Raw genomic sequence first — 23,343 nt, 5'->3', positions numbered from 1 at the left:
TACAATGGGGGCAGAAAAGTTGAAGGAGGCAACGTCATGAAAGAAAAAGTGATTGAACGATTGATTCGATACGCCCAAATTGACACCCAATCGGATCCGGAAAGTTCCTCAACCCCTTCCACCAAAAAGCAATGGGACTTGTTGAATATTTTAAAAGATGAACTTGCCGAAATCGGGCTGACAGAAATCTCTCTGGATGAAAACGGGTATTTATTCGCCACATTGCCATCCAATACAGACAAAGAAGTGCCAACAATCGGATTTTTGGCCCATGTCGACACTTCCCCTGATTTTTCAGGCGCGAATGTCCAACCGAAACGGATCGACAATTATGATGGCGGGGATATCCAACTGAATGATGGAATCGTTTTATCCCCAAACCAATTCCCAAATCTGAAAAATTATGTCGGACAAACATTGATCACGACCGACGGCACAACGCTGCTTGGAGCTGATGATAAAGCGGGCATTGCGGAAATCATGACCGCCATGGAATATTTGGTGGAACATCCTGAAATTAAGCATGGGAAAATCCGGGTGGCTTTTACCCCTGACGAAGAAATCGGACGAGGACCACATAAATTTGACGTAGCAGCTTTTGGGGCGGACTTTGCCTACACGATGGACGGCGGGCCACTTGGCGAATTGCAGTACGAAAGCTTCAACGCAGCCGCTGCAAAAGTGACAACACACGGAATCAGTGTTCATCCCGGCTCTGCCAAAGGGAAAATGGTCAATGCCATCACGATGGCCATCAAGTTCCATAACTTTATGCCTCAAGAAGCCGTTCCGGAAAAAACGGAAGGCTACGAAGGGTTCATCCATCTTATGAGTTTCAACGGTTCCATAGAAGAAGCAACCCTTTCTTACATCATCCGCGACCACGACCGGGAGAAATTCGAGGCGAAAAAAGAATACTTCCGCGTAGTGGAGCAACGCATCAAGGAAGAATTTGGCGAGGACGCCATCACTGTTGAGTTGGAAGACCAATATTACAACATGAGAGAAAAAATTGAACCGGTGAAAGAAATTGTCGACATCGCCAAACGCGCCATGGAAAATCTAAACATTTCGCCAATCATTGAGCCGGTTCGGGGCGGAACGGACGGCTCCCAATTGTCCTACATGGGTCTGCCGACACCGAATATTTTTGCCGGTGGCGAAAACATGCACGGCAAATTTGAATTTGTATCCGCCGAAACGATGGAACTCGCTGCAAAAGTCATCGTTGAAATCGTCAAACTCTTTGAAGCGGAAGAGAAATGATTTTATGGGCTGCCTGGAAAGAAAAGTCTTTTCGGGCAGTCCTTCATTTCTTGTTTGGCAGAGAAAGGGTATGGGAAACTTCGCAAAAATAATAGCCATTCCAATCCCATGTTATAATTGATTCGAGGTGATATGTCTATGCCATCCTTGACCTATGAACAGCTTGCTTTTTTGAATTCATACGGCATCATAACAGAGGAACCAAGAACTCCTTTATTCACTTTGGAAAATTTACATAAGGAATTCTTTCTGCCCGATTTTTTGAAGCTCATGATGGAAATTACCCAAGCAGGAACAGAAGCCGCTGCCATCTCCCACTTCGGCCGGCGCTACGGGATGTTTGTCGCGGCCCAATTTTATTTTCTTGCTGCCTATGATGAAATTTGGGACGGCAAATTGGAAGACGTCCGTTACTTCCATGTCCATGAATACGGAATCGATACGCTCGGCACTTACATTACCCCGACGGACTATCGTTATGTGGAAGAAAAGGAAAGGGAATATGTGATTTCCAAAATTCTTTATCAGGCCCATCAAATCATTATGCAGCTTCGCGAAACGACGACCATTTCCCCTTTGACTCTTTGGGAAAACATTTTCGGCTATATGTTGTGGAATTATTACGAACTGCTTCAAAATCCGTTGCTTGCAGACCGGGCTTTTGAAGACATAGAAATACTGGAAGACACCAAAGTATGGCAACGTTTCTCCAACAAATCATGGTTCTATCAATACACAAACGGAAAAAGCCCGTTGGATCTCATCAACAAATCGGTAAGAAAAAGCTGCTGCTTCTCGAAGGATATTCCGGGACTTGAAGCTTGCACCTTTTGTCCAATGAAGTAACTTTCAAGATTTCCTGCCTATGAAGTGTGAACGGATATTGGTTTATGATCACTTCATTTGAGCATTGGAAATCTTTTTCTTTTTTTTGCACAATCTTCTAAATTCATCAAAAATTTGTTAATGTTCACAAGTGCAAGAGATTTTATTTTTTGTTAAAATAAAAAAGCACTCTGTGGAGAAAGGATTGGATTCCATACATATGAATGAAGTGAATCAAATGAACGCAAATGCAATGCATGAAAATCATGAACCCGCTTTATTGAGCAGAATAACAAGCATCATCTTTATTGTCATCGGAGCATTTATCGCCGCTTACGGATTGGAAGCTGTGCTAATTCCAAACAGCGTTTCTGACGGTGGAATCACCGGTATTTCCATTATGCTGTCCACACTCACCCCTCTTCCATTGGGTCTTTTCTTAGCGATTTTAAATATCCCTTTTATATTTCTAGGTTATAAAATGGTCGGAAAAACCTTTGCGATCAACTCCATCATTGGAATTGCCACATTATCCATCGCCACTTCCTTGATGCATCATATACCAACGATTATCAATGGCGATTCACTATTAGTTACCATTTCAGGCGGTATTTTGCTTGGTATAGGTATGGGCTTAGCTTTACGTAACGGCGGCGCCTTGGATGGCACGGATATGCTGGCCGTATTAATCAGCAGAAAAGTACCCTTTTCAACAGGTGAAATCATCTTAGTCATCAATGTATTCATCTTCATTTTTGTCGGCTTTGTATTCGGCATTGAAGGAGCCCTTTCTTCGGCAATCGCCTACTATATCGCTTCAAAAGTCATCAGCATCATTGAAACAGGTCTGGAAGATGCGAAATCCGTTACCATTATCAGCAAAAATTCAAGGGAAATCGGTCAAGCCATCATCAACCGTCTCGGCCGTAGCGTGACTTATATCAATGGTGTTGGCGGATATACGAATGAACCGGTCGAAATTATTTATTGTGTCATCAACCGAATGGAAGAAAGTAAATTAAGATACATTGTCAAACAAAAAGATCCGGATGCTTTCGTTACCTTTGACGAAATTGCAGAAGTCCGGGGCGGAAATTTCAAGAAAAGAAATATCCACTAATCAACTTAAAAAAGCAACAAGTCTTTCGGCTTTGTTGTTTTTTATTTTTTTACAATATTATTTTCAACACTTAAAGTGCCTAAAATAATAAAAAGACTTGGTCTACACCAAGCCTTCATCCAATACTTTTTTATATTCGACAAACCAGTCGTCGCCTTGCTCTTTGATGGCGACCCCAATATACCCATTATGTAACAGGTTCTTTTGCCCTTCAATATCCCCCATGGATATGAAGACGGATTCTTTTTTTAATTTTGGTTTTTTGTGCAGCGGTTTGAAGAAAATATACCGTAATTTTCCGCCGTATTTTTCTTTCAACGCGGCGATATACATCCCCTGATGCAGTTTATCTTTAATGCTCGGGATATTATAAGGCATCACTGTCGCCAACACATAGTCAAAATTGGACATATCGATATGTTTCATAATAATTTGGGCCATTTTCTTTTGCAGCCCATATCCGCGGAAATCGGGATGTACATTTGAAATTTCCTGGTAAAGCACCCGCTTCAAATCCTCTTCTTCCGTCAACCCGATATCTTTCCCCAGACCCTGGTCGTCCATTTCCGGAATCAAAAGCGCACGAAATGCGATGAGGCGATCTTCAATAAGTACTCCGATCATCAATCCATTGCCCTCTAAAATAAACCGGAATTCCTCATCAGAGAGGGGTTCTAATGTTTGTTTATCGGGGAGCGAATCAACGACAGCTTGTTGGAGATCCAAAATTTGGGGTATATGTTCAACCTTCAACTTTTTCACATGATAAGGAATATCTTTTAAAACGCCTTCTTCGATCACTTCACACATAATAGCCACCTTACTTTATGATTTAACTGTGCAAGAATAAACCGTTAATCGGGATAAAACTTCTTCGTCAATTTCCACGCCTAGCCCCGGCTTGTCACCCAGCTCGATAAACGGAATTTTATAACTTTTCTTCAAATCGCCGATATCCGTTTTAAATTTAAGAGGGCCTGTCAGTTCCACACTCTTGATGTTTTTTTTCGAAAAGGCTACATGAAAACCGGCTGCCGAAGCAATGGAAGATTCAACCATCGAACCGATTTGGCAATCAATGCCCGCCATTTCCGCCATTGTGGCAAGTTTCGCCGCAGGGTAGATTCCCCCGCATTTCATCAGTTTTATGTTGATTTTATCTGCCGCCCTTTTTGCAATGATTTCCCGCATATCGAAAATATTGCAAAGACCTTCGTCAATCATGAGCGGAATGTTGGATTTGGACTTCACTTCCACCATTGCATCAATATCATCCGCAAGAACCGGCTGTTCCAACCAATCGATGCCAAGGGATTCCAAAGATCGCATGGCTTTTAGCGTATTTGAACTGTTCACCCAGCCCTGGTTGACATCGACGCGAATGGCGATTTGTTCTCCAACACGTTTTCTTACCGCTTTAATCCTTTCTACATCCCGTTCCACATCTGTACCAACTTTCATCTTAAAGGAGCGGTATCCTTCTTGTACTTTTTGTTCCGCTTCTTCTGCCATTTTATCAGGTTCATCAATGCTTAACACATGGGTGATTGGGAATTTTTTATGAAATCTTCCGCCAATTAACTGATAAACCGGAACCCCAAGCTTTTTCCCCACTGCGTCAAAACAAGCGATATCAATGGCCGCCTTCGCACTGGGCACTCCTTTTACGATACGATCCATTTTGTCATGGATTTTTTCAAAATGACATGGGTCCTCATTCAACATTGCAGGTGCCAAGGAATGTTTTAGAACATGAAAAGTGGATTCAAATGTTTCCCCAGTTACATGTTCATCCGGTACACTTTCCCCCCAGCCGATGTAACCATCATCCGTTGTAAGTTTTATAATGATTGACGGCATCGTCGGAAAAGTGCCGTAACTTACAATAAACGGTTTTATTAGTGGGAAATCTACCGCAAAAATCTCTATTTTCTTGATGTTCATTGAATCCTACTTCCTTCTATTTATACTCAGTTGCATTAAATAATGTTTTTGCCAATACTTTTGCGCCGATAATGAGCGCATCTTTATTAAAGGTCATATGCGGGTGATGAAGGCCCGGTTTCAGATCTGCACCAATGCCAATCATCGTCGCTTTCAATTCAGGTTTGGAAACCGTATAAAAATGGAAATCATCGCTGCCCGGCGTTTGAACCGGCTCTGCCAAAAATCCTTCTCCGACCGTATCCATAATGGCTGTTTCCGCAATTTTTTTCGCTTCTTCAGACACTTCTGCGCCTGGTGTTTTGTCATACCAATCCCAAACTATTTCCGTTTCAAACATTTTGCTGATATTCCGAAGTCCATGTTCTACATGGAATTGTATCGCATCGATCACGCGATTTTTTTGCGCCCGAATGTCTATTGAAAAGGTAGCATTACCTGGAATGATATTGACACTGCCGCCATCCGCCACCACTTTTGTCAACTTCACGCTATGCACTTCAAAAGGATTTAAATAAATATTTTTCAACATTTGTTGGATGGCAAAAATCACATCGATGGCATTTTTTCCTTGATGCGGTCTTGCTCCGTGGGCATCAACCCCCCGCACCTCACCTTGCAGGAACAATGCCGCACCGTGTTGGACCGCAGGAGAAACTTTGCCAAACGGCAGTTCTTCAATCGGTCTTAAATGAATGCCAAAGAGGTAGGACACATCATCGATGATCCCCCGTTTCACCATCTCAATGGCTCCTCCCCCAACTTCTTCAGCGGGTTGGAAGATGAACCGGACGCGTTTCTTTAAAGGGTAGTCTTTAATTCTTAATAAAGCGCCTAACACCATGGATATATTGGCATCGTGTCCGCAGGAATGATTCGCTCTCATTTCCCCGTCCACTTCTTGCCAGAGAGCATCAATATCGGCTCTTACAGCGACCACTTCTTCCCCTTGGCCTATTTCCGCCACCAGTCCCGTCATATCATCGAACCGTTTGTACGGAACTTTCAATTCATCCAGGATGGCGGCAATTTTATTCGTTGTTTGATACTCTTTCCAACTTACTTCCGGACAACTATGAAAAAGATCGAACCAACTAAAGACGACTTCTTCATATGTTTTAACTTGACCCATATCCCTCGCACCTCGATAATTTTGCTTACTCTATTATACATAATGTCTAATTATTTATTAATTGCTTTTGCCCACACCTTAACAAATACTTCACACATAAAATAATCATTCAAAGGTTTTGGCACCAAATGAATCCCTTTGGTTCTTAAGTACTTTCAAAAAGGGAAGGCCTAGGGTAAAATTCATACCTCTTCCCCAGACTCAATAATATATACCATTTGTTGAGATATTACAAAAAAATTATCCGCCCCGGAATCGAGGCGGATTCAAATCATTAGCCAATAGACGTTTCTATTTTATTATTCCCTTTATTTTTTGTGAATAGTTGAATTGCAAACATAATTCCGAATATGATCAACCCTGCAATATCTGAGAAGGATTCAGGATAAATCATTAATAGCCCAGCTATAATCAAAAGGATTCTTTCAATAAAATTGATTTTTCGGTACCAATATCCAATAACCCCTGAACCAATGGCGATCATACCCATAAATGCAGTAAATACAACCCAAATCACTTGTAAGAACGTAACATCAATCATTAACAATGCTGGCGAGAACACAATCATATACGGAATGATGAACGCTGCGATGGCCAGTTTTGCAGAGTTTACACCTGTTTTGATCGGGTCTCCGCCGGAAATACCTGATGCGGCAAAGGCTGCCAAAGCGACTGGAGGCGTGATATCCGCGATGATGCCAAAGTAGAATACGAAAAAGTGCGCGGATAATAATACCACAACCGGCACAGCTGCTTGTGGAACATCAGGTGCAAGCAATGTAACAATCGCAGGTGCTGCAATCGTTGAAGTAATTACGTAGTTCGCTGTAGTTGGAGCACCCATCCCTAAAATGAGGGAAGCGATCATGACGAAGAATAAAGTTAATAAGATATTTCCTCCTGCCAATTCCACCAAGCTGTTTGCCAGACTTAAACCAAGACCCGTTTTAACAACAACCCCTACAATAATCCCTGCACAAGCAGTTGCCGCAACAACGGCCAACGCTGTTCTTGCACCATCCACAAGCGCTTCGATGATATCTTTCACACCGAATTTTACATCTCTGTTGATAAACCCGATAATGATGCAAGATAGAATTCCATATAACGCTGCATGGATAACCGGTACTCCAGTCATCATTAACACGATGATCAATAGAATCGGAATAAGCAAATATAATTTTTTGAAAATCTCTTTTCGGTTCGGCAACTCTTCTTCCGACAAGCCACGAAGCCCCAATTTTTTCGCTTCAAAATGGGTCATAATCCATATTCCCGAGAAATACAAAAGGGCTGGAATAATCGCTGCTTTGGCAATATCCCAATATGTGACGCCACGGCCGATAAACTCCACCATCAGGAATGCTGCCGCACCCATAATTGGCGGCATGATTTGTCCACCAGTTGAAGCGGCTGCTTCTACAGCGCCGGCAAACTCTTTTTTATACCCCAACTTTTTCATCATCGGAATGGTATAAGAACCGGATGTCACCACATTGGCAACGGAACTTCCCGAAATGGTTCCTTGCAATGCGGATGAGAAAATGGCCACTTTCGCAGGTCCACCTACCAACTTCCCTGCAATGGCAACCGCCAAATCGTTGAAGTAGGATCCTACTCCTGTTTTTACTAGAAAAGCACCGAATAATAGAAAGGCAAAGATATAAGTGGCCGATACGCTAATCGGAGTACCCAAAATACCATCAGTCGAGAAATACATCAAGTTGACGATTTGCTCAAGCGATTGCCCCCGGTGCGCCAAAAAGTCCGGCATATAAGGCCCGAAAAACGCATATACCAAAAAAAGCGATGCAATAATGGTAATTGGCAGACCAACCGCTCTTCTTGCAGCTTCTAGCACGAGCAAAATTACAATCGCACCAACGATAAAATCCGTTTGATTAATCTTTCCCAAACTAGTTACAAGTCTTTCATAATTGAGTGTCCAATACATGCCTGTAGCCGCTGCAGTAATTGCCAATATATAGTCATAAAAAGGAACTTTCGTTTTCAAACCCTTCTTGCGTATTGGATATAACAAGAATATTATCGTCAAACCGAATCCTAAGTGAATACTACGTTGTAAGTAGGCTGTAAATTGTCCAAAAATCGCCGTATATAGTTGGAATAACGAAAAAGCAAGGAGAAGCGTGAAAACAAGCCACTTCACCCATCCGCCGACTTTCCTTACATTCGATTCGGTGTCATACTTCTCTAACAGTTCTTGTTGCTGTTCTTCCGTTAATACATCAATATCCAGTTGCTTCTCAGTATTCACCATGCACTATTCGCACTCCTTTCAACTTTTCATAAAAGGAAACCCTTTTTGCCTCAACCATATAAGAACTTCCGCGGTGAAGGGTTTTTTTCAAATTATATTCCCGGCCTCCATAATAAAAAAACAAGTCCATATTTATATCTCCGACATAGAGGACAAAGTTTTCCACCATTTTATTCGAATAAAGTTTATACTTCCCATCCTCATACGTTAACTTTTGTCCTTCTTCCGCATGGGCCGGCATACCAATTGCCACATCTTCATATTCCATCGAAATCATTTTAATCTTTCCGTCTTCCACTTCATAGGACTCTAAAACATCCGTACGATGAATGGAATGGGTAAAGCGAATTTGAAAAGGTGCATCTTTCCTCAAATCTATATAATACATTTGCGGATTATTTGTTTTCGTTTCCGTAAAAGATATAATCGGAAAAAGAGGGATAAAGAAAAGTATTGTCAAAACGACCAAAATCAGAAATGCTGCTAATTTTTTCATCTTACCGCTCCATGTATAAAGGGCCTGAAGAAGCATCAGCCTTCAAGCCCTTCACTTTGCTCAGTCAATAATTATTCTTCAAAGAATTTTTTCGCGCCTGGATGCACATCAATACCGATGCCATCTAAAGCAGTTTCTTTCTTAATGTATTCAGCTTTCGCATGTCCAATTTTGTCTGTGTTGTTGTAGATTGCTTTTGCAATTCCGTATGCCACATCTTCAGGCAAATCTTTCTTCACTGCAAGCATCGCAAGTACTGATACAGTTGGCACATCTTCAGCTAAACCATATGTGCCTGCCGGAATTGTGTCTTCAGTGTAATATGGATATTTTTCAATTAACGCTTTTGCTTTTTCTGGATCCACTGGAACAATCACCACATCCGCTTGTGCACTTAACGCTTCTACAGCGGCTGTAGGGTAACCTGCAGTAATGAATGCCGCATCGATTTGTCCAGCTTGTAAACCGTCTACAGATTCACCGAAGTCTAAGTTTTGCGCTTGGATATCATCCATTGTTAAACCGTGCACTTCCAACAATTGTTCAGCGTTTGCGTAAGTACCGGAACCTGGGGCTCCGACAGAAACTTTTTTACCTTTTAAATCTTCGAAAGATTTGATGCCTGTTTTGGCTGTTGTTACAAGATGAACCGTTTCTGGATATAGGGCACCGATCGCCGCTAAATCATCCATTGGTTCTCCGTCAAACATCATTAGACCGTTTTTCGCATAGTAAGCAATGTCTGTTTGAACGAAAGCGATTTCAGCATCGCCCGCTTTTAATGCATTGATGTTTGCAGCAGATGCTTGTGAAACTTCCGCAGTTGTTTTAATTCCAGTTTCTTTTGAAATCAATTCCGCAAATGTACCACCCAATGCATAGTAAGTACCTTGTGTACCGCCCGTAACCATGCTTAAGAACTTGATGTCAGATGATGATGTATTGTTATCCCCATTTGTTGAACCTTCATCTGTGCCGGAATTGTCTTCTTTTCCTCCACAGGCAGCAAGTAGCATCAGCAGCATAATGCTAATGACTGTCAAAAATAAAAACTTTTTGCTTTTCAAACAAATCCCCTCCTCTTTGTTTCCACAAAAATGTGTATTAACACAGTACAATTGTAACTATTACAATTTACTCATGTCAAATCTTTTTTATAGAATAATAGAACATAAAGTAGTAAATACTATTTTCAAAATAGAATTTTTATTGTCGCGTCAATGTTTCCTAGGCATCCAAAATTGTTATATTACATATAATTTTTAAATTTTCTAAATAATAATATTATTCTTTCTTTTTGTAGAAAAATATTGGGTTGTCACTCCCTATGAGCAACAACCCAAAAAATAATACTATTTTGACTCTATTACCCCACAAGCAATTCGCGCACCGGAATTTCCCGAAGGATCCGTTTTATAATCATCAGGAGCTTCATGCAAAATCACGGAACTTCCGTCTTCATCAAATAATGAATGTTCTTTTCCTTTTTCCAATGTAATATTTCTGTCAATGAACACTACATCGACTTTGCCATTCTCATCAGCCTTCACATTCAGCAAATCCCCCGCATGGAAGCCCTTTGGATTTTTAAACCCATGTTCTTTCCCACCGGGATTAAAATGGCCCCCTGCCGATTCAAAAGTCGGCTTTTCGCACTTTCCGACTTCATGGATGTGGAAACCATGTTCCCCTTCCGGCACATTTTCCAATTTCAAATGGATTCTCACACCTTCTTTCGATTCTGTAAACTCGACAACCCCCAATTCACTTCCTTCACTGTTGATCATGGTCGCTTGGGCTGATAAAGCGGCTTCGGCATTTGCCGGTATTTGTTCCGTTTCATCATCAGTTGCCGTTCCAAACCAACCGCATCCTCCCAATAGGAGCAAACTGATCGGCAAACCGGCCATAAATATTTTTTTCATGTTTCTCCCTCCTCCTAGAAAAGCTTTGACAACGAATTGGACAAATATTCAAAAACGGATGTGAATGTCGAACGATTGTCCGATATTAATCTAAAGGAGGGATTTCCATGGATATCAATTCCATTATGTCCAGTCAGTTGGCATCGCTCCAACATACGGTGCAACTGAGCATTTTGGATAAATCGCTGAATATGGGAGCGACAGGTGTAATCGAAATGTTGGATAAATCAACTCAAAACCAACCACCAATGAATCATCCATATAAAGGAAACATTATTGATATTTCAGTATAATAAAAATTTAGTGAAAACATCCCCATTATTCAAATTGGATCGCAAGTTGTTCCAAAAAATAAAAAAGCGAATTGGAAAACACACCGTTTTCTCAATTCGCTTTTCTTTATAAAGTGCCCTTCGCAACGCACACAATATTATAATACTATAAAAGTACCTTTTCTTACAGTTCATCATATGTATAATATTACAATCTTTTCAAAACTTCATAAAATTGAGAACCCGATGAGCTTTTTACCACAGCATCGGTTTATCCACCATTAACCAAAGCATAATCAATAATAAGAGAATATATTTCCATGTTGCTTTCCTCAATTTTGCAACAAACTCTTCTTTCCGATACCCGCTTGTTCCAAAGGTTTGCAGAGTCGGTTTGAAGGCCCTTGCCAAAAACACAATGGAAAGGAACATGACGGCCAAGGTTAAAACAATCCATGAATCTTTCCAAGTCCATCCGCTGATTATGACAAGAATCGCACCTGAGAGCACTAGGACGTGTCCGGCATGCTTGACTGTGGTAATAGCCACTTGGAAGGATCTCACATAACCGACCATTTCATTTTCATCGGCGGACTCCATTTTCTTTGTCAACGGAATTAATGTAACCAACGGGCCTATGGAAACCACCGCACTCAAAATATGAATGAATAAAAAAAACGTATGCAACATATCCATCACATCCATTTCGTCTTCCTGCTTCTTAGTATAACATGTATTTCAGATACTTTATTTATAAAATTCGTGACAATTCTCTTTTATGTTGCATTATTTGTGTAAAAGATGCCCCTTTGGATAGAATATGGTGTATATTTATACAAAACATCAATTGATGGGAGTGTTGGCAATAGGCATCCATAAATTTTTTACCAGCTTAAATGATTTGGAACGTATTTTTCGGGCGCCGGGACGTTTTAAATTCGAAGAACATAATGTGGCCGCCCATTCATGGAAAGTTTCCCAATACGCTTTGTTTTTTGGAACTTTGGAAGAAATGCACGGGGCAAAAGTCAATTGGAAGTCCCTTTATGAAAAAACCATCAATCACGACTTTGCCGAAGTGTTCATTGGAGATATTAAAACACCGGTCAAACATGCCAGTGAAGAATTGAAACAGATGCTTGCCCATGTGGAAGAAAAAATGATGGAAAAATTTATAAAAGAAGAGATTCCAGCTGAATTTCAAGAAATTTTCTTCGAGCGGATGAAGGAAGGAAAAGATGGGACATTGGAAGGCCGTCTGCTGGAATTTGCGGATAAGCTCGATCAATTTTATGAATCCTTTGCCGAGCTGAAGCGGGGCAATACAGATAAAGAATTTATCATTATGTATCAACAAGCATTAACGAAACTTCTTCAAATGCCTTTGAAAGTAAGTGTCCGTTATTTCCGGAATGAAATTTTGAAGGACGTCATGAAAGAAGATACGCAAATTGACGTCGCCAAATTGACCAATGAAATATTGGACAAAATAAAGCCTCAGGATTGATTTGGTTAAATCGAATGAGGCTTTTATTTTTGCTTGCAAAAAATACCTCCAACGCTTTTTATATTAAATAATTGACTTTTTTATTAAAAGATACTTACTTGCGGCAAGCTACATATTCCATTACTATTACATTAAAGCTGCGTTGTACGTACACATATTAAGTTTTAACCTTTGAACTGTAAAAGGGAGTTTTAGATCGAAGATGGAATGGCGGGCGTCACACTGCGGTGAATGACGATAGACAGGAAATCTTCTGCGAACACCCACCTGGTGGAGTCGTGGTTTTAAAACTTTCTATTAATATTACGGCAAGGCGGCTTTCACTGCAAACATTGGTAAAACAATGGTTTGTAAAAAAGCTCTCTGTTCAGGAGAGCTTTTTTATTTTGGCATTCAACGGTCTTTCATGCCCCCACATACCGTTGATAAATCCTTTTCGCCTTTTCTTCCTCTTTCGTTCCATGGATCAATGCCCTGCCATCTTGAAAAAGAACCATTTGGACATCTTCCACCTGGAAGGACATTAAGTAAGGGGTCACTTTTAAGTTTTTAACGATTGTATGGAGCCTTTTTGAAATCCTTTCTAATGAAAATTGCTGCGTTTGCTGCGGACGAATCTGCACGGTATTTCTGCCGCACAACACCGCGGTTTTTAAACCCGTCCCCTTCCTCAAATATGGGAATGAGGGATTTCCCCCGCACGAAGGGCAATCCGCCCTCTTTAATGATGATACATCGATGATCGAGTGTTCCCTTTTCCATACATCAAAGGAAACCAATTCTTTGGACACTTCTCCGCTCACCAGATATTTCAAAGCCTCGGCTGTTTGATAGGATGCAACCATTTGCACTGCCGGACTGATCACCCCGACGGTATCGCAAGTTAAACCCTCGGAAGGAAGCGTTTGGAGCAAACAATGATAACATGGTGTTTGTTTTGGCACAATGGAAACGGTCATTCCATAACTTCTTACCACTGCCCCGTGAATCCAGGGAATGCCATGTTTCATTGCCATATCATTGATGACAAATCTCGTTTCAAAATTATCTGTCCCATCCATGATGAGATCGGCATCTTTCACTATTTCTTCTGAATCAATATAGAAGTCTCCAACAATCCCTTTAATATCAATCGTTGAATTGATTACTTGTAAATGGTTTTGTGCCGCAATGGCCTTTGGGATGTTCCGTTTTGCATCCTCTTCCGTATAAAGTTGCTGCCGGCCGAGATTCGTCCAATCAACGTAATCCCGGTCGATAATGGTGATTTTCCCGATGCCCGCCCGTGCCAACATCTCCGCATTGGCACAACCTAACGCTCCTGCCCCGACAATTAGCACATGGCTTTCCAATAATTTCTTCTGTCCTTCCTCACCAATAGGGGAAAACAACCGTTGCCGGGAATACCGTTCCATTAGGAAAGAAGCATCCCTTCTATTGGACTGGAGGCAACAGCATACCGTTTTTTCGGAATTCTGCCAGCTTCATATCCAAGTCTTCCCGCTTCGATGGCCAGCTTCATGGCCTTTGCCATTTTCACCGGATCTTTTGCCCCGGACACCGCTGAATTCAATAAGATGCCATCTGCCCCCAACTCCATCGCAATGGCACAATCCGCAGGCGAGCCGATTCCCGCATCCACTATGACCGGAATACCCGCCTGCTCAATGATGAGGGAGAGATTCAGCGGATTCACAATCCCTTGCCCTGAACCAATGGGTGAAGCGCCCGGCATGATGGCATGCACCCCCAATTCTTCGAGTCTCTTCGCTAAGACTACATCATCGGAAGTATAAGGAAGGACAATGAAACCTTCTTCCAATAACATTTCTGAAGCTTTTAGTGTTTCAACCGGATCCGGAAGAAGGGTTTTATCATCCCCAATGACTTCCACTTTCACCATGTCGCACAGTCCTGATGCTTTGGCGAGTCTTGCGATCCTCACCGCTTCTTCCGCCGTTTTTGCCCCGGCAGTATTCGGCAGGAGGGTATATTTTGAAAGATCGAGCATTTCCAGAAAATTCGGCTGTGACGGTTCATAAATATTCATTCTTCTTACGGCAAAAGTCAAAATTTCCGCTCCGGATGCTTCCACCGCTTCCTTTTGGACCTCAAAATTCGGGAACTTCCCTGTACCTAGCAATAATCTTGATTGGAATACTTTATCTGCAATTTTTAACATGTTTATCCCCCTCCAACAAAATGGACGATTTCGATTTTGTCGCCATCATTTACCGGCTGTTTGTCATATTGCTCTTTCAGTATAATTTTTCCATTCTGTTCAACAACGACAATCCGTCCTTGCAATTGAAAAGACTTCAGCAAATCTGCCACATTTTTCACATTGTTATCCACTTCCGTCTTCTGTCCATTGATATAAAGTTGCAACGTCATCCCCCTTCCCCTTTGACACTTGTTTTAAACGGGTTGCCGCTTCTTTTGGGTGTTTCGATGAGAAAATGTAAGACATCACTGCAATGCCGCGCACTTTTTTCTCCAGCACTTTTCCGGCATTCTCAGGAGTAATTCCGCCGATGGCAATCACTGGAATCTTTACATGTTCAACAATTACACCAAGGGCACCCGTTCCTCTTCCCATTAATCCCTTTTTGCTGTCCGTTTCAAAAACATGGCCGAATAAACAGTAATCAGCTCCTGCTTCTTCCGCTCTTTCCGCTTCTTCAAGGGAATGGATGCTGACCCCCACTTTCATATGTGGAAATGCCGTTTTGACCTTTTCTACCGGAAGCCCCTTCCCTGGCAGATGCACATTCGGAATTCCAGTCACAAGAGCAATATCCAGCCGGTCATTGATGACAAGCTTTTCTTTCGGCACCCCTGCCTTTAGTAACTCCTCTACTAGAGCAACAATCTCATGGGGCGATTTATTTTTTTCGCGTATATGAATGTAATCCACAACAGCAGAAACCGATGTAATGATTTCCTTCAACTCTTCATTTGTCTTTTTCCCATCGGTGATTATGTGCAGTTCCAACCAAACGACTTCCCTTCGCAAAAAATTATGCAGTCACCTGTTCATCCATCGGCCACATTTGTTGATGATAAGCCATATCCCAGAACATGTATTCAAATCGGGTCGTATTTAAAAAGATTTCTTCCAGCCGCTGAAGTTCGGATTCCGGCTTCCCTTCCGCCAATTGATTGAGCAAATCGAGATTCCATTGCGCAGACTGGCCAAACTCTTCTGAACTGTACGTTTTTACCCAATCGCCGTATAATTCATGATTTTTTGCCCCCGGGATTTCAGCCAATTCACATCCAATCTCCCAATAGCTCCATGCACAAGCCAAATGGGCAGCCGCCAATTCGGCGATGGAGCCGTTTTGGGCAACCGCCAACATGTAGTGGGTGTAAGCAAGGGTTACCGGGGAAGGTTTTGCCTCTTCCAACTCTTTTTCCGTGATTCCAAAACGGCTGGCATATTTTCTGTGCAACGCCATTTCCTCATTCATCGTGTAATAAAGCAGGTTGGCAAACACCGTCATCACTTCGAGATTTGGCGCTTTCACAGCACCTAATGCAAACAATTTGGAATAATCGATTAAGTATAAATAATCTTGTATCATGTAAAAACGGAACTTGTCAGGATCCAGTGTTCCTGTTCCCAACTCTTTCACAAAAGGATGTTCATGATTTTTTCTCCAAACGGTATGATACTTTTCAAAAAGTCGATCTGTGAATTGCATTCCTATCCCCCATCTTTTTTTGTTCATGAAAAAAAGCCACTTCCTGAAAGAAGTGGCTTGAAAACCCGAAATCGGCAAACTGTAAAAAAACATAAAAAGACAATACGAGTCCCAGCAACCACTTCCCTTCGCTAGCATTACCTAGTGCAGGTTCAAAGGGTTGAGGCAATGCCTCTCTCAGCTAAAACTAGCACCCCTAGTGATTGGATAATGCACTATGAAATTACAATCATTGTGACATGGGCAAGAAAATATTTCAATAGGATAAAATGGATAATTTATTTGGAATTTTTTTCAAGACTTTGCGACTTTGGATAAATCCAAGGAGATGCTGGAGGACTTGCATTTTCAACAGATCCCTTGCGGCTTTTATCAAAATGTTCTCGCAACAAAAAAGTTGCCCTAGCGAATGGCACGCTAAAGCAACCTTATTATTTGCGTTCCTGCTTCGTCTGCTTTTCCCATTGCAAAAGATGCGGATACGGGTCAAAAGCCCATTCAGTCCGACCGTTGAATTTATACATGCCATAATGCAAATGCGGAGGGAATTTGCCGCTCGTTCCTTCCTTCCCATATCCCGAACTTCCAACACCGCCAAGAATGGTTCCAGGCTCCACGATGTCGCCCACCTTCAACTCTTTATTGAAATACGCCAAATGAGCATAATAATGATAAGTATTATGATGATCCCGGATGCCGACCCGCCAACCGCCAAATTGGTTCCAACCCATTACTTCAACAACGCCATAAGACGTAGATAAAACCGGTGTGCCATAACCGGCAAAAATATCCGTTCCTTCATGGATTCGTCTTCCGCCCCATCCCCTGCTGGCACCCCAAGTCCCTTTATAACTGTAATTGTATCCACGGACCGGGAGGGGAAAAATATGCTTGTCCAGCTGAATTGTATTGAAATGTTTATAAAGCGTTTGAATGGTTATAATTTGATTGATGATTTTTTCATCTTTGTAATATTCCCATAAAGCCGTTTTAAAATCTTCTTCCGATGGGCCAAATTTCCCTAAATAGGTGGCCATCGTAAATAAAATATCTTGGTCATCATTCCGATCGGCTTTGCCATCGCCGTTCCCATCAAGACCCTTGCCGCCAAAATACTGAATGGTAAACGGCGTAGTGTCATCTGTGTCAGGATTCAGTTCACCTGCCCAGAATTCATGGGAAAAATGAATGGCGATGGCGCTTTCCCGCTTTGGAATATCCTTTCGCACTTCCTGAATATTCCGTTCATATTGATCGACAGCCGCCAAACGATACCAGGGAACAAATGGCGTTTCATAGCTTTTATACAAATTCATCCGCTCATTGTACACATCTTCCTTATGTTCGCTTGCGTTTGCAAAAGAGGAAAAGGCCGTTAAACATGCAAGCACAAGAACCAAGGAGAGAATTATTTTTCGGACCAAAATCAATCCTCCTTTCCCCCTTAGAATATCCCGTTTTTTTCAAACCATGAGTCCTTTATGGGATGAAAAATTTTTATTAAATGCAAAGATTTTTTTACATAAAAAACGGGGCTGGGACAAAACTAGCTTCAAAATAGGAAAAAGGAGAATTTGAGTTGGCTCAAATTCTCCTTTTTCCATTTATCCCCATTATTTTTTGTTAGTTGATCTTTGTTGGCCGTGTATTTTCGTAAATTCACGGCCATTAAGGCAATGCCCATTTCATTTTCCACTTTCGATTTTCCTCGAACGGAAAATCGAGTGAAACGCAAATTAGCCTTCAAGAATCCAAAAACTGGTTCTACGTCTATTTTACGTTGACGGAAAATAGAACCAGCTTTTTCTTCTGAAAGCTTCGCTCTTACATATTCTTTTTGTTGTTCCCATTTTTCATTCACCATGACCTTTCGGTGATTGCCTTCCTTTGCTTTTGTGCATGATGAACGAAATGGACATCCTGAACAGTTTTCACATTCATAGATTTTCAATTCTCGTTTGAAACCAGTCTTATCTGTACGTACAGAACGATAACGGAAGGTTACTCGCTGCTGATTTGGACAAATGTAGGTATCACTTTCTTCGTCGTACATCCAATTGTCTGGATGAAATGGATTTTGTTTATATTTCTTCTTTTGTTCTTTCTCATACATGGTATATGGAATGAGTGCCTCACATTTTCGATTCGAAAGGATGTCTTCATAGTTTTGTTCACTACCATAACCAGCATCTGCGACAATATACTTTGGCAACGGAAAATAATCCTTTTCTATCTTATTCAAGAACGGAATTAATGTACGTGTATCAGTAGGATTTGGAAAGATGCTATAAGCTAGTGCGTATTGACCTTCTGTTGCGATTTGTACGTTGTATCCAGCTTTCAATTGACCGTTTTTCATATAGTCGTCTTTCATTCGCATGAACGTCGCATCTAAGTCTGTTTTGGAATAACTATTCCGTTCACCCAAGATTTCGAAGTCTTTTTGATACTTTTGTTTACGTAAAATCAAGTCAATCAACTGTTTGTACACTCGCTTCGGATATTTCCGTTCGCTTCTTAATGCTTTTCGTTCTGTGGCATCGGGCGATGTTTCTATCTTTTGGTCATATTCCTTAATGACTTCATCGACTTGTTGCACCATTTGAGCGAGTTCTTCAACGGACAGTTCTCCCTCATTTTCCCGCTCCATTTCAGGGATGATTTCTTTTTCTAATAGTTCGTTGTATAACTGATTGGACTTTTCAATTAAGTTTTGGTTGTATTTTTCAATGGATTTCTTCCATACGAAAGTAAATTTATTGGCATTCGCTTCAATCTTCGTACCATCGATAAAAATGGCTTCTTGATCGATTAACTTTTCTTCCACCAGTTGGCAACGGAATTGGACAAAACATTGACGAATTAATTCTTTTACTTCCGGATGCACACGAAAACGATTGATCGTCCGATAACTTGGTTCATATCCTTGTGCCAACCACATCATTCGTATACTGTCCTTTAATAGCGCTTCAATTTTTCGACCTGAAAAGACAGACTGCGAATAGGCACACAAAATAATTTTTAGCATCATGCGTGGATGATAAGCAGGACAACCTGTATTTCGAAGAAACGGCTGGAAGGCTTCATCTGGAATACTTTCAACTAAATGGTGAATGTGGAAGGCAATATCATTTTCTTGTAATTTTATTTCTAAATCTAGAGGCAAAACTAATTGATTCATGTTATAATATTTGAACATAAGGACCCTTCTTTCTGTTAGTTTTGGTGGTAACTTAATTTTAACAGAAGAGGTCCTTATTTTTTATTGAAAAAATGAAGAACAGCTCATGAAATTTCATTCCAAAATTTCATGAGCTGTTTCCATTTTAGAGGGGGTTTTGTCCCAGCCTCATAATGGAATTCCCCACCTATATATTCAGAGTAAATCTGTTTGTTTTGTAGTAAATATTATGATATGATACCATTTATCATACTATTTATATTTGGGGGAGTCATAAATGCAATCATTGCAATCCGTAGAACAATTTCATGAACTGAAAAACGAAGAGCGCATCATATTTGTGTTTTCTGCAGATTGGTGCAAAGACTGCGTATTTATTAAACCGTTTCTTCCTGCCATCGAAGAAAAATATGCTCAATATACTTTTGTAAAAGTAGATCGGGATGAATTTATTGATTTATGCGGTGAACTGGACGTTTTTGGAATTCCAAGTTTCATTGCCTACAATAAAGGGGAAGAAATTGGCCGTTTCGTTAGCCGGGACAGAAAAACGCAAGAGGAAATTGAAAACTTTATTGATGGGTTACCTCTTTAAGGTTTTACATAACCAATCCCACGGAATAGCAATATATGGCTTTCTGTGGGATATTTTTTTCTTATATACCATAAGCGTCACTGAACCTCATTCATTATTGTTATTGCACATCCACTATGCAAACCGCAAATCCGGCAATCAGGAAATTCCCTTCCCATTTTTCAACAATAAGAAAACCCCATTCAATAAAAAAATGGCCTCCAGTTTCCTAGTGAGCCATTTAGTAGGGAAAATCATCCATTAACCTTTCACGTTTTCAATTACCGTACGTGCAGGATTTTTTAATCCTAAATTCTCGCGTAAAGTTGTTCCTTCATATTCAGTCCGGAATAAGCCTCTGCGTTGCAATTCCGGAATAACCAAGTCAACAATATCGTTAAGTCCATCCGGGAAAGTCGGCGCCATCACATTGAATCCATCTGCGGCTCCCTGCTCAAACCATTCTTGCAATTGATCGGCAATTTGCTCCGGTGTACCAACAATTTCACGATGTCCGCGGGCCCCTGCGATAAATTCGTATAGCTCACGAATGGTTTTTAAATTTTCGCGTTTGGCGATATTTCGCACAATGTTCGCACGGATGCGCGGATTTGTCTTATCTTCCCCATCGAAATGTTCCGGAAGTGGATCATCGATATGATAACGTGTTAAATCCGCTCCGAAGAAATGGGATAAATACTTTAACCCGGCCTTTGGATGAATATATTGATCCAATTCTTTCCGTTTTGCAACCGCTTCTTCTTCCGTTTTTGCTACCGTAATATAGACACCCGGCATAATTAGCAAGTCTTCCGGATTTCGTCCGTATTTTGCCAAACGTCCTTTCAGATCACGGTAAAAAGCCTGTGCTTCTTCTAACGTTTGCCACGCTGTAAAAACGACATCCGCTGTACGGGCTGCCAACTCTTTCCCCGCTTCGGAGGAACCCGCCTGGACGATGACCGGGTGCCCTTGTGGAGATGTCGGTGCATCCAGCGTTCCCCGCACTTTGAACCACTTGCCTTCGTGATTTACAGGTTGAACTTTCGATAAATCAAGATATCTTCCTGATTCCTTGTCAATGACAAGTGCATCTTTATCAATGGATAACCACAGCTTTTTCACCACATCTACAAACTCTTCCGCACGTTCATAACGCTCTGCATGAGCCAAATGTTTATCTCTTCCGAAAAGTGGGGCTTCCCTTTCACTGTTAGATGTAACCACATTCCATGCAGCGCGCCCTTTTGACAAATGATCCAAGCCGATAAATTTCCGCGCTAATTGGAATGGCTCATTATACGATGTTGTGACCGTCGCCACTAAACCGATTTTCTTTGTCACAGCAGCCAAGGCGGATTGGATGATAATTGGATCCAATTTAATGCCTGATGGTGAATATTCCTCCAACTCCTGACCAAAACCGTCCGCAAAGAAAATGGTGTCAAACTTGCCACGCTCAGCGATTTTCGCCAGTTCCACGAAATAATCCAAATCCAGTGTACGTTCCGGCTGCGTTGAAGGATGACGCCAGCTTGCGAAATGATGGCCTGGTACATTAAAGAATGCTCCTAATTTTAATTGTCTTTTGCTCATTCCAATCTCTCCTTTTTTTATTTATTTTAAAAGGCTACCATTCCTTTTTTACGAAGGAATAGTAGCCTCTAGTTAACTAGTAAGCTCGTGTAAAATGAAAGCAATAACTAAGGCGGTGAAAACACCTTAATTGATGTGACATACCGTTTACACGGGATGTAACCGCATCTGCTCCTTTGAATGCGGCTATTTTTACCTTTTTTATTTATCTTCCAATATAGGAATGATTTCTTTGTTTCCATAAATCTTATAGTAAATCGGTATACAAATTAGTCCAATGCAGGACGCCATGGTATATAACATCCGGAAGCCGATGCCTTCTATTATATGGCCTAAAAGATAGGGGCCTAAACCGAAACCTAAATCCATAAATATAAAGTACGTTGCTGTCGCCAGACCCAAACGGTCAGGATCCGCATTTTTCACTGCAATCAACTGCGCGGCCGAATTGATGTTGCCAAAACCTAATCCCATACAAGCAGCCGCTATTAGAATCATCCAATCGGCTGTTGATTGGCTGTAAATAAACATCCCGGTCGCAAACAGTAACATACAGGGGTATACAACAATATTCGTTCCCCGTGCGTCCATGATTTTTCCTGTAAATGGTCTTGAACAAAGGATACATAAGGAATGGATGAGGAAGAAATAACTGGCTGCCTTAATCAATCCCGTTTCTTTTCCGTATAACATTAAATAGGAAGTCACGCTGGAAAAACAAAAACCGAACAACATAATCAACAAAGAAATTGGAATTGCCTGTTTATCGATATAATTGGAGATATTCCAGATTTTCGGCTTTCCGTCCACTGCCGCTTTCTCCATATTTGGCACTTGTAATCCCGCCAGTTTGATAATGAACATGCAAATCAATACGGTCACTATATTTAAAGCAAACATCCATTGAAATCCATTATTTAAATGGTTTAACATCATCCCAACAAATGGACCGATCGCTGAACTGAGAACATGGCTTAAGCTAAAGTAGCTGATTCCTTCTCCCTTCCTGGCGGCAGGTACAATCCGAACGCAAATGGTGCTTGCCGTTGTACTGACAACTCCCACTGTAAAACCATGCAAAATACGGATAAGCAATAATGTCGCAACACTATACGCAAGAAAGTAGCCCAACGATACTAACACGATTCCAAGCAACCCGAAAATGAGTACTTGCAGCAAGCCGAACCGCTCTACCAGCTTTCCCAATGCCAACCTTCCTACCAGACACCCAAGGACAAAAATACTTGCTACCAGTCCAGCGGTGCTGACCTTTGCACCGTATGTTTCGACTGCGTAATTTGACATTGTGACCATCAATAAAAAATACATCATGGTCAATAGAAAATTGACTAAGGAAATAATGATAAATTCCTTTGTCCAAAGCTTTTGATCCAACTTTCCGCACTCCCTTTTCCAATAACCCCCACATTGGAATGGGGGTTTATCGGAAAAATTCATATCTAGTGTAAAGATAAAAGATTATCGCGAACTTCTCATGTTCTTCTTTTCCGGTACAT

At 41.2% G+C, this 23,343-nt stretch carries 23 protein-coding genes, 1 other RNA gene and 1 riboswitch; of the genes, 7 read left to right on the top strand and 17 right to left on the bottom strand.

Annotated elements, in window-relative coordinates:
* Nucleotides 1-36: 36 nt before the first annotated feature.
* The 3 genes from pepT (at nucleotide 37) to NST13_RS13090 (ending at nucleotide 3,211) form a co-directional block, all read left to right on the top strand.
* On the top strand, nucleotides 37-1,266 hold the full coding sequence (pepT, locus tag NST13_RS13100) for a peptidase T (RefSeq protein WP_342580767.1): 1,230 nt from the start codon (nucleotides 37-39) through the stop codon (nucleotides 1,264-1,266).
* Nucleotides 1,267-1,404: 138 nt separating this feature from the next.
* A complete protein-coding gene (locus NST13_RS13095) occupies nucleotides 1,405-2,112 on the top strand; it encodes a Fe-S oxidoreductase (protein ID WP_342580766.1) in 708 nt (235 codons plus the stop codon).
* 232 nt (nucleotides 2,113-2,344) lie between these two features.
* A complete protein-coding gene (locus NST13_RS13090; protein WP_342581859.1) occupies nucleotides 2,345-3,211 on the top strand; it encodes a YitT family protein in 867 nt (288 codons plus the stop codon).
* Nucleotides 3,212-3,313: 102 nt separating this feature from the next.
* On the opposite strand, the gene NST13_RS13085 is transcribed toward NST13_RS13090, so the two are convergent.
* From NST13_RS13085 to NST13_RS13055, 7 genes are all read right to left on the bottom strand, one after another.
* Complete coding sequence (locus tag NST13_RS13085; RefSeq protein ID WP_342580765.1) at nucleotides 3,314-4,021, bottom strand: GNAT family N-acetyltransferase; 708 nt, start codon at nucleotides 4,019-4,021, stop codon at nucleotides 3,314-3,316.
* Nucleotides 4,022-4,036: 15 nt separating this feature from the next.
* A complete protein-coding gene (locus NST13_RS13080; RefSeq protein WP_342580764.1) occupies nucleotides 4,037-5,155 on the bottom strand; it encodes a dipeptide epimerase in 1,119 nt (372 codons plus the stop codon).
* Nucleotides 5,156-5,171: 16 nt separating this feature from the next.
* On the bottom strand, nucleotides 5,172-6,287 hold the full coding sequence (locus NST13_RS13075; protein ID WP_342580763.1) for an amidohydrolase: 1,116 nt from the start codon (nucleotides 6,285-6,287) through the stop codon (nucleotides 5,172-5,174).
* A gap of 274 nt (nucleotides 6,288-6,561) precedes the next feature.
* Nucleotides 6,562-8,568, bottom strand: coding sequence for a TRAP transporter permease (locus NST13_RS13070; RefSeq protein ID WP_342580762.1), 2,007 nt, complete (start codon nucleotides 8,566-8,568; stop codon nucleotides 6,562-6,564).
* On the bottom strand, nucleotides 8,555-9,064 hold the full coding sequence (locus NST13_RS13065; RefSeq protein WP_342580761.1) for a DUF1850 domain-containing protein: 510 nt from the start codon (nucleotides 9,062-9,064) through the stop codon (nucleotides 8,555-8,557). The genes NST13_RS13070 and NST13_RS13065 overlap by 14 nt, the downstream gene beginning before the upstream one ends.
* Before the next feature lie 71 nt (nucleotides 9,065-9,135).
* The gene (locus tag NST13_RS13060) at nucleotides 9,136-10,131 is read right to left on the bottom strand and encodes a TAXI family TRAP transporter solute-binding subunit (RefSeq protein WP_342580760.1); all 996 of its coding nucleotides are present in this window, start codon (nucleotides 10,129-10,131) and stop codon (nucleotides 9,136-9,138) included.
* A 285-nt stretch (nucleotides 10,132-10,416) separates the two neighbouring features.
* Complete coding sequence (locus NST13_RS13055) at nucleotides 10,417-10,989, bottom strand: superoxide dismutase family protein (protein WP_342580759.1); 573 nt, start codon at nucleotides 10,987-10,989, stop codon at nucleotides 10,417-10,419.
* Nucleotides 10,990-11,096: 107 nt separating this feature from the next.
* Here NST13_RS13055 and NST13_RS13050 point away from each other — a divergent pair, with 107 nt between their 5' ends.
* Nucleotides 11,097-11,282 carry a polyribonucleotide nucleotidyltransferase gene (locus NST13_RS13050; protein WP_342580758.1) on the top strand — a complete coding sequence of 62 codons (186 nt, stop codon included), beginning with the start codon at nucleotides 11,097-11,099 and terminating at the stop codon, nucleotides 11,280-11,282.
* Nucleotides 11,283-11,516: 234 nt separating this feature from the next.
* On the opposite strand, the gene NST13_RS13045 is transcribed toward NST13_RS13050, so the two are convergent.
* Nucleotides 11,517-11,966 (bottom strand): hypothetical protein, encoded by a 450-nt coding sequence (locus NST13_RS13045; protein WP_342580757.1) that lies wholly within the window; start codon nucleotides 11,964-11,966, stop codon nucleotides 11,517-11,519.
* Nucleotides 11,967-12,117: 151 nt separating this feature from the next.
* Here NST13_RS13045 and NST13_RS13040 point away from each other — a divergent pair, with 151 nt between their 5' ends.
* Entirely contained in the window at nucleotides 12,118-12,768 is a 651-nt protein-coding gene (locus NST13_RS13040; RefSeq protein WP_342581858.1) for a YfbR-like 5'-deoxynucleotidase, read from the top strand.
* A gap of 131 nt (nucleotides 12,769-12,899) precedes the next feature.
* Nucleotides 12,900-13,092: non-coding RNA, 6S RNA (gene ssrS, locus NST13_RS13035), on the top strand.
* Between the two features lie 80 nt (nucleotides 13,093-13,172).
* Here ssrS and NST13_RS13030 read toward each other — a convergent pair.
* The 7 genes from NST13_RS13030 to NST13_RS13000 form a co-directional block, all read right to left on the bottom strand.
* Nucleotides 13,173-14,183 (bottom strand): ThiF family adenylyltransferase, encoded by a 1,011-nt coding sequence (locus tag NST13_RS13030; protein ID WP_342580756.1) that lies wholly within the window; start codon nucleotides 14,181-14,183, stop codon nucleotides 13,173-13,175.
* On the bottom strand, nucleotides 14,183-14,950 hold the full coding sequence (locus NST13_RS13025) for a thiazole synthase (RefSeq protein ID WP_342470605.1): 768 nt from the start codon (nucleotides 14,948-14,950) through the stop codon (nucleotides 14,183-14,185). The genes NST13_RS13030 and NST13_RS13025 overlap by 1 nt, the downstream gene beginning before the upstream one ends.
* A 2-nt stretch (nucleotides 14,951-14,952) precedes the next feature.
* A complete protein-coding gene (gene thiS / locus NST13_RS13020) occupies nucleotides 14,953-15,156 on the bottom strand; it encodes a sulfur carrier protein ThiS (RefSeq protein WP_342471199.1) in 204 nt (67 codons plus the stop codon).
* The gene (gene tenI, locus NST13_RS13015; protein ID WP_342580755.1) at nucleotides 15,116-15,763 is read right to left on the bottom strand and encodes a thiazole tautomerase TenI; all 648 of its coding nucleotides are present in this window, start codon (nucleotides 15,761-15,763) and stop codon (nucleotides 15,116-15,118) included. Before tenI ends, thiS begins: the two co-directional genes overlap by 41 nt.
* 25 nt (nucleotides 15,764-15,788) lie before the next feature.
* Nucleotides 15,789-16,475 carry a thiaminase II gene (gene tenA / locus NST13_RS13010; protein WP_342580754.1) on the bottom strand — a complete coding sequence of 229 codons (687 nt, stop codon included), beginning with the start codon at nucleotides 16,473-16,475 and terminating at the stop codon, nucleotides 15,789-15,791.
* Nucleotides 16,476-16,581: 106 nt separating this feature from the next.
* Nucleotides 16,582-16,683: riboswitch (TPP riboswitch) on the bottom strand.
* Between the two features lie 223 nt (nucleotides 16,684-16,906).
* Nucleotides 16,907-17,875: a M23 family metallopeptidase gene (locus tag NST13_RS13005; RefSeq protein WP_342581857.1), complete on the bottom strand. Its 969-nt coding sequence runs from the start codon at nucleotides 17,873-17,875 to the stop codon at nucleotides 16,907-16,909.
* Between the two features lie 152 nt (nucleotides 17,876-18,027).
* A complete protein-coding gene (locus tag NST13_RS13000; protein ID WP_342580753.1) occupies nucleotides 18,028-19,674 on the bottom strand; it encodes an IS1182 family transposase in 1,647 nt (548 codons plus the stop codon).
* 259 nt (nucleotides 19,675-19,933) lie between these two features.
* Between NST13_RS13000 and NST13_RS12995 the strand changes: the two genes are divergently transcribed.
* Nucleotides 19,934-20,251, top strand: coding sequence for a thioredoxin family protein (locus tag NST13_RS12995; RefSeq protein WP_342470608.1), 318 nt, complete (start codon nucleotides 19,934-19,936; stop codon nucleotides 20,249-20,251).
* Between the two features lie 240 nt (nucleotides 20,252-20,491).
* On the opposite strand, the gene NST13_RS12990 is transcribed toward NST13_RS12995, so the two are convergent.
* Both NST13_RS12990 and NST13_RS12985 read right to left on the bottom strand, forming a co-directional pair.
* Nucleotides 20,492-21,826 carry an LLM class flavin-dependent oxidoreductase gene (locus tag NST13_RS12990; RefSeq protein ID WP_342580752.1) on the bottom strand — a complete coding sequence of 445 codons (1,335 nt, stop codon included), beginning with the start codon at nucleotides 21,824-21,826 and terminating at the stop codon, nucleotides 20,492-20,494.
* Nucleotides 21,827-22,027: 201 nt separating this feature from the next.
* The gene (locus NST13_RS12985; protein ID WP_342580751.1) at nucleotides 22,028-23,221 is read right to left on the bottom strand and encodes an MFS transporter; all 1,194 of its coding nucleotides are present in this window, start codon (nucleotides 23,219-23,221) and stop codon (nucleotides 22,028-22,030) included.
* Nucleotides 23,222-23,343: the final 122 nt, after the last annotated feature.

The organism is Ureibacillus sp. FSL W7-1570, assembly GCF_038593265.1.
Classification (GTDB): Bacteria; Bacillota; Bacilli; order Bacillales_A; family Planococcaceae; genus Ureibacillus; species Ureibacillus suwonensis.
This window is presented reverse-complemented; position numbering and strand designations above follow the sequence as displayed.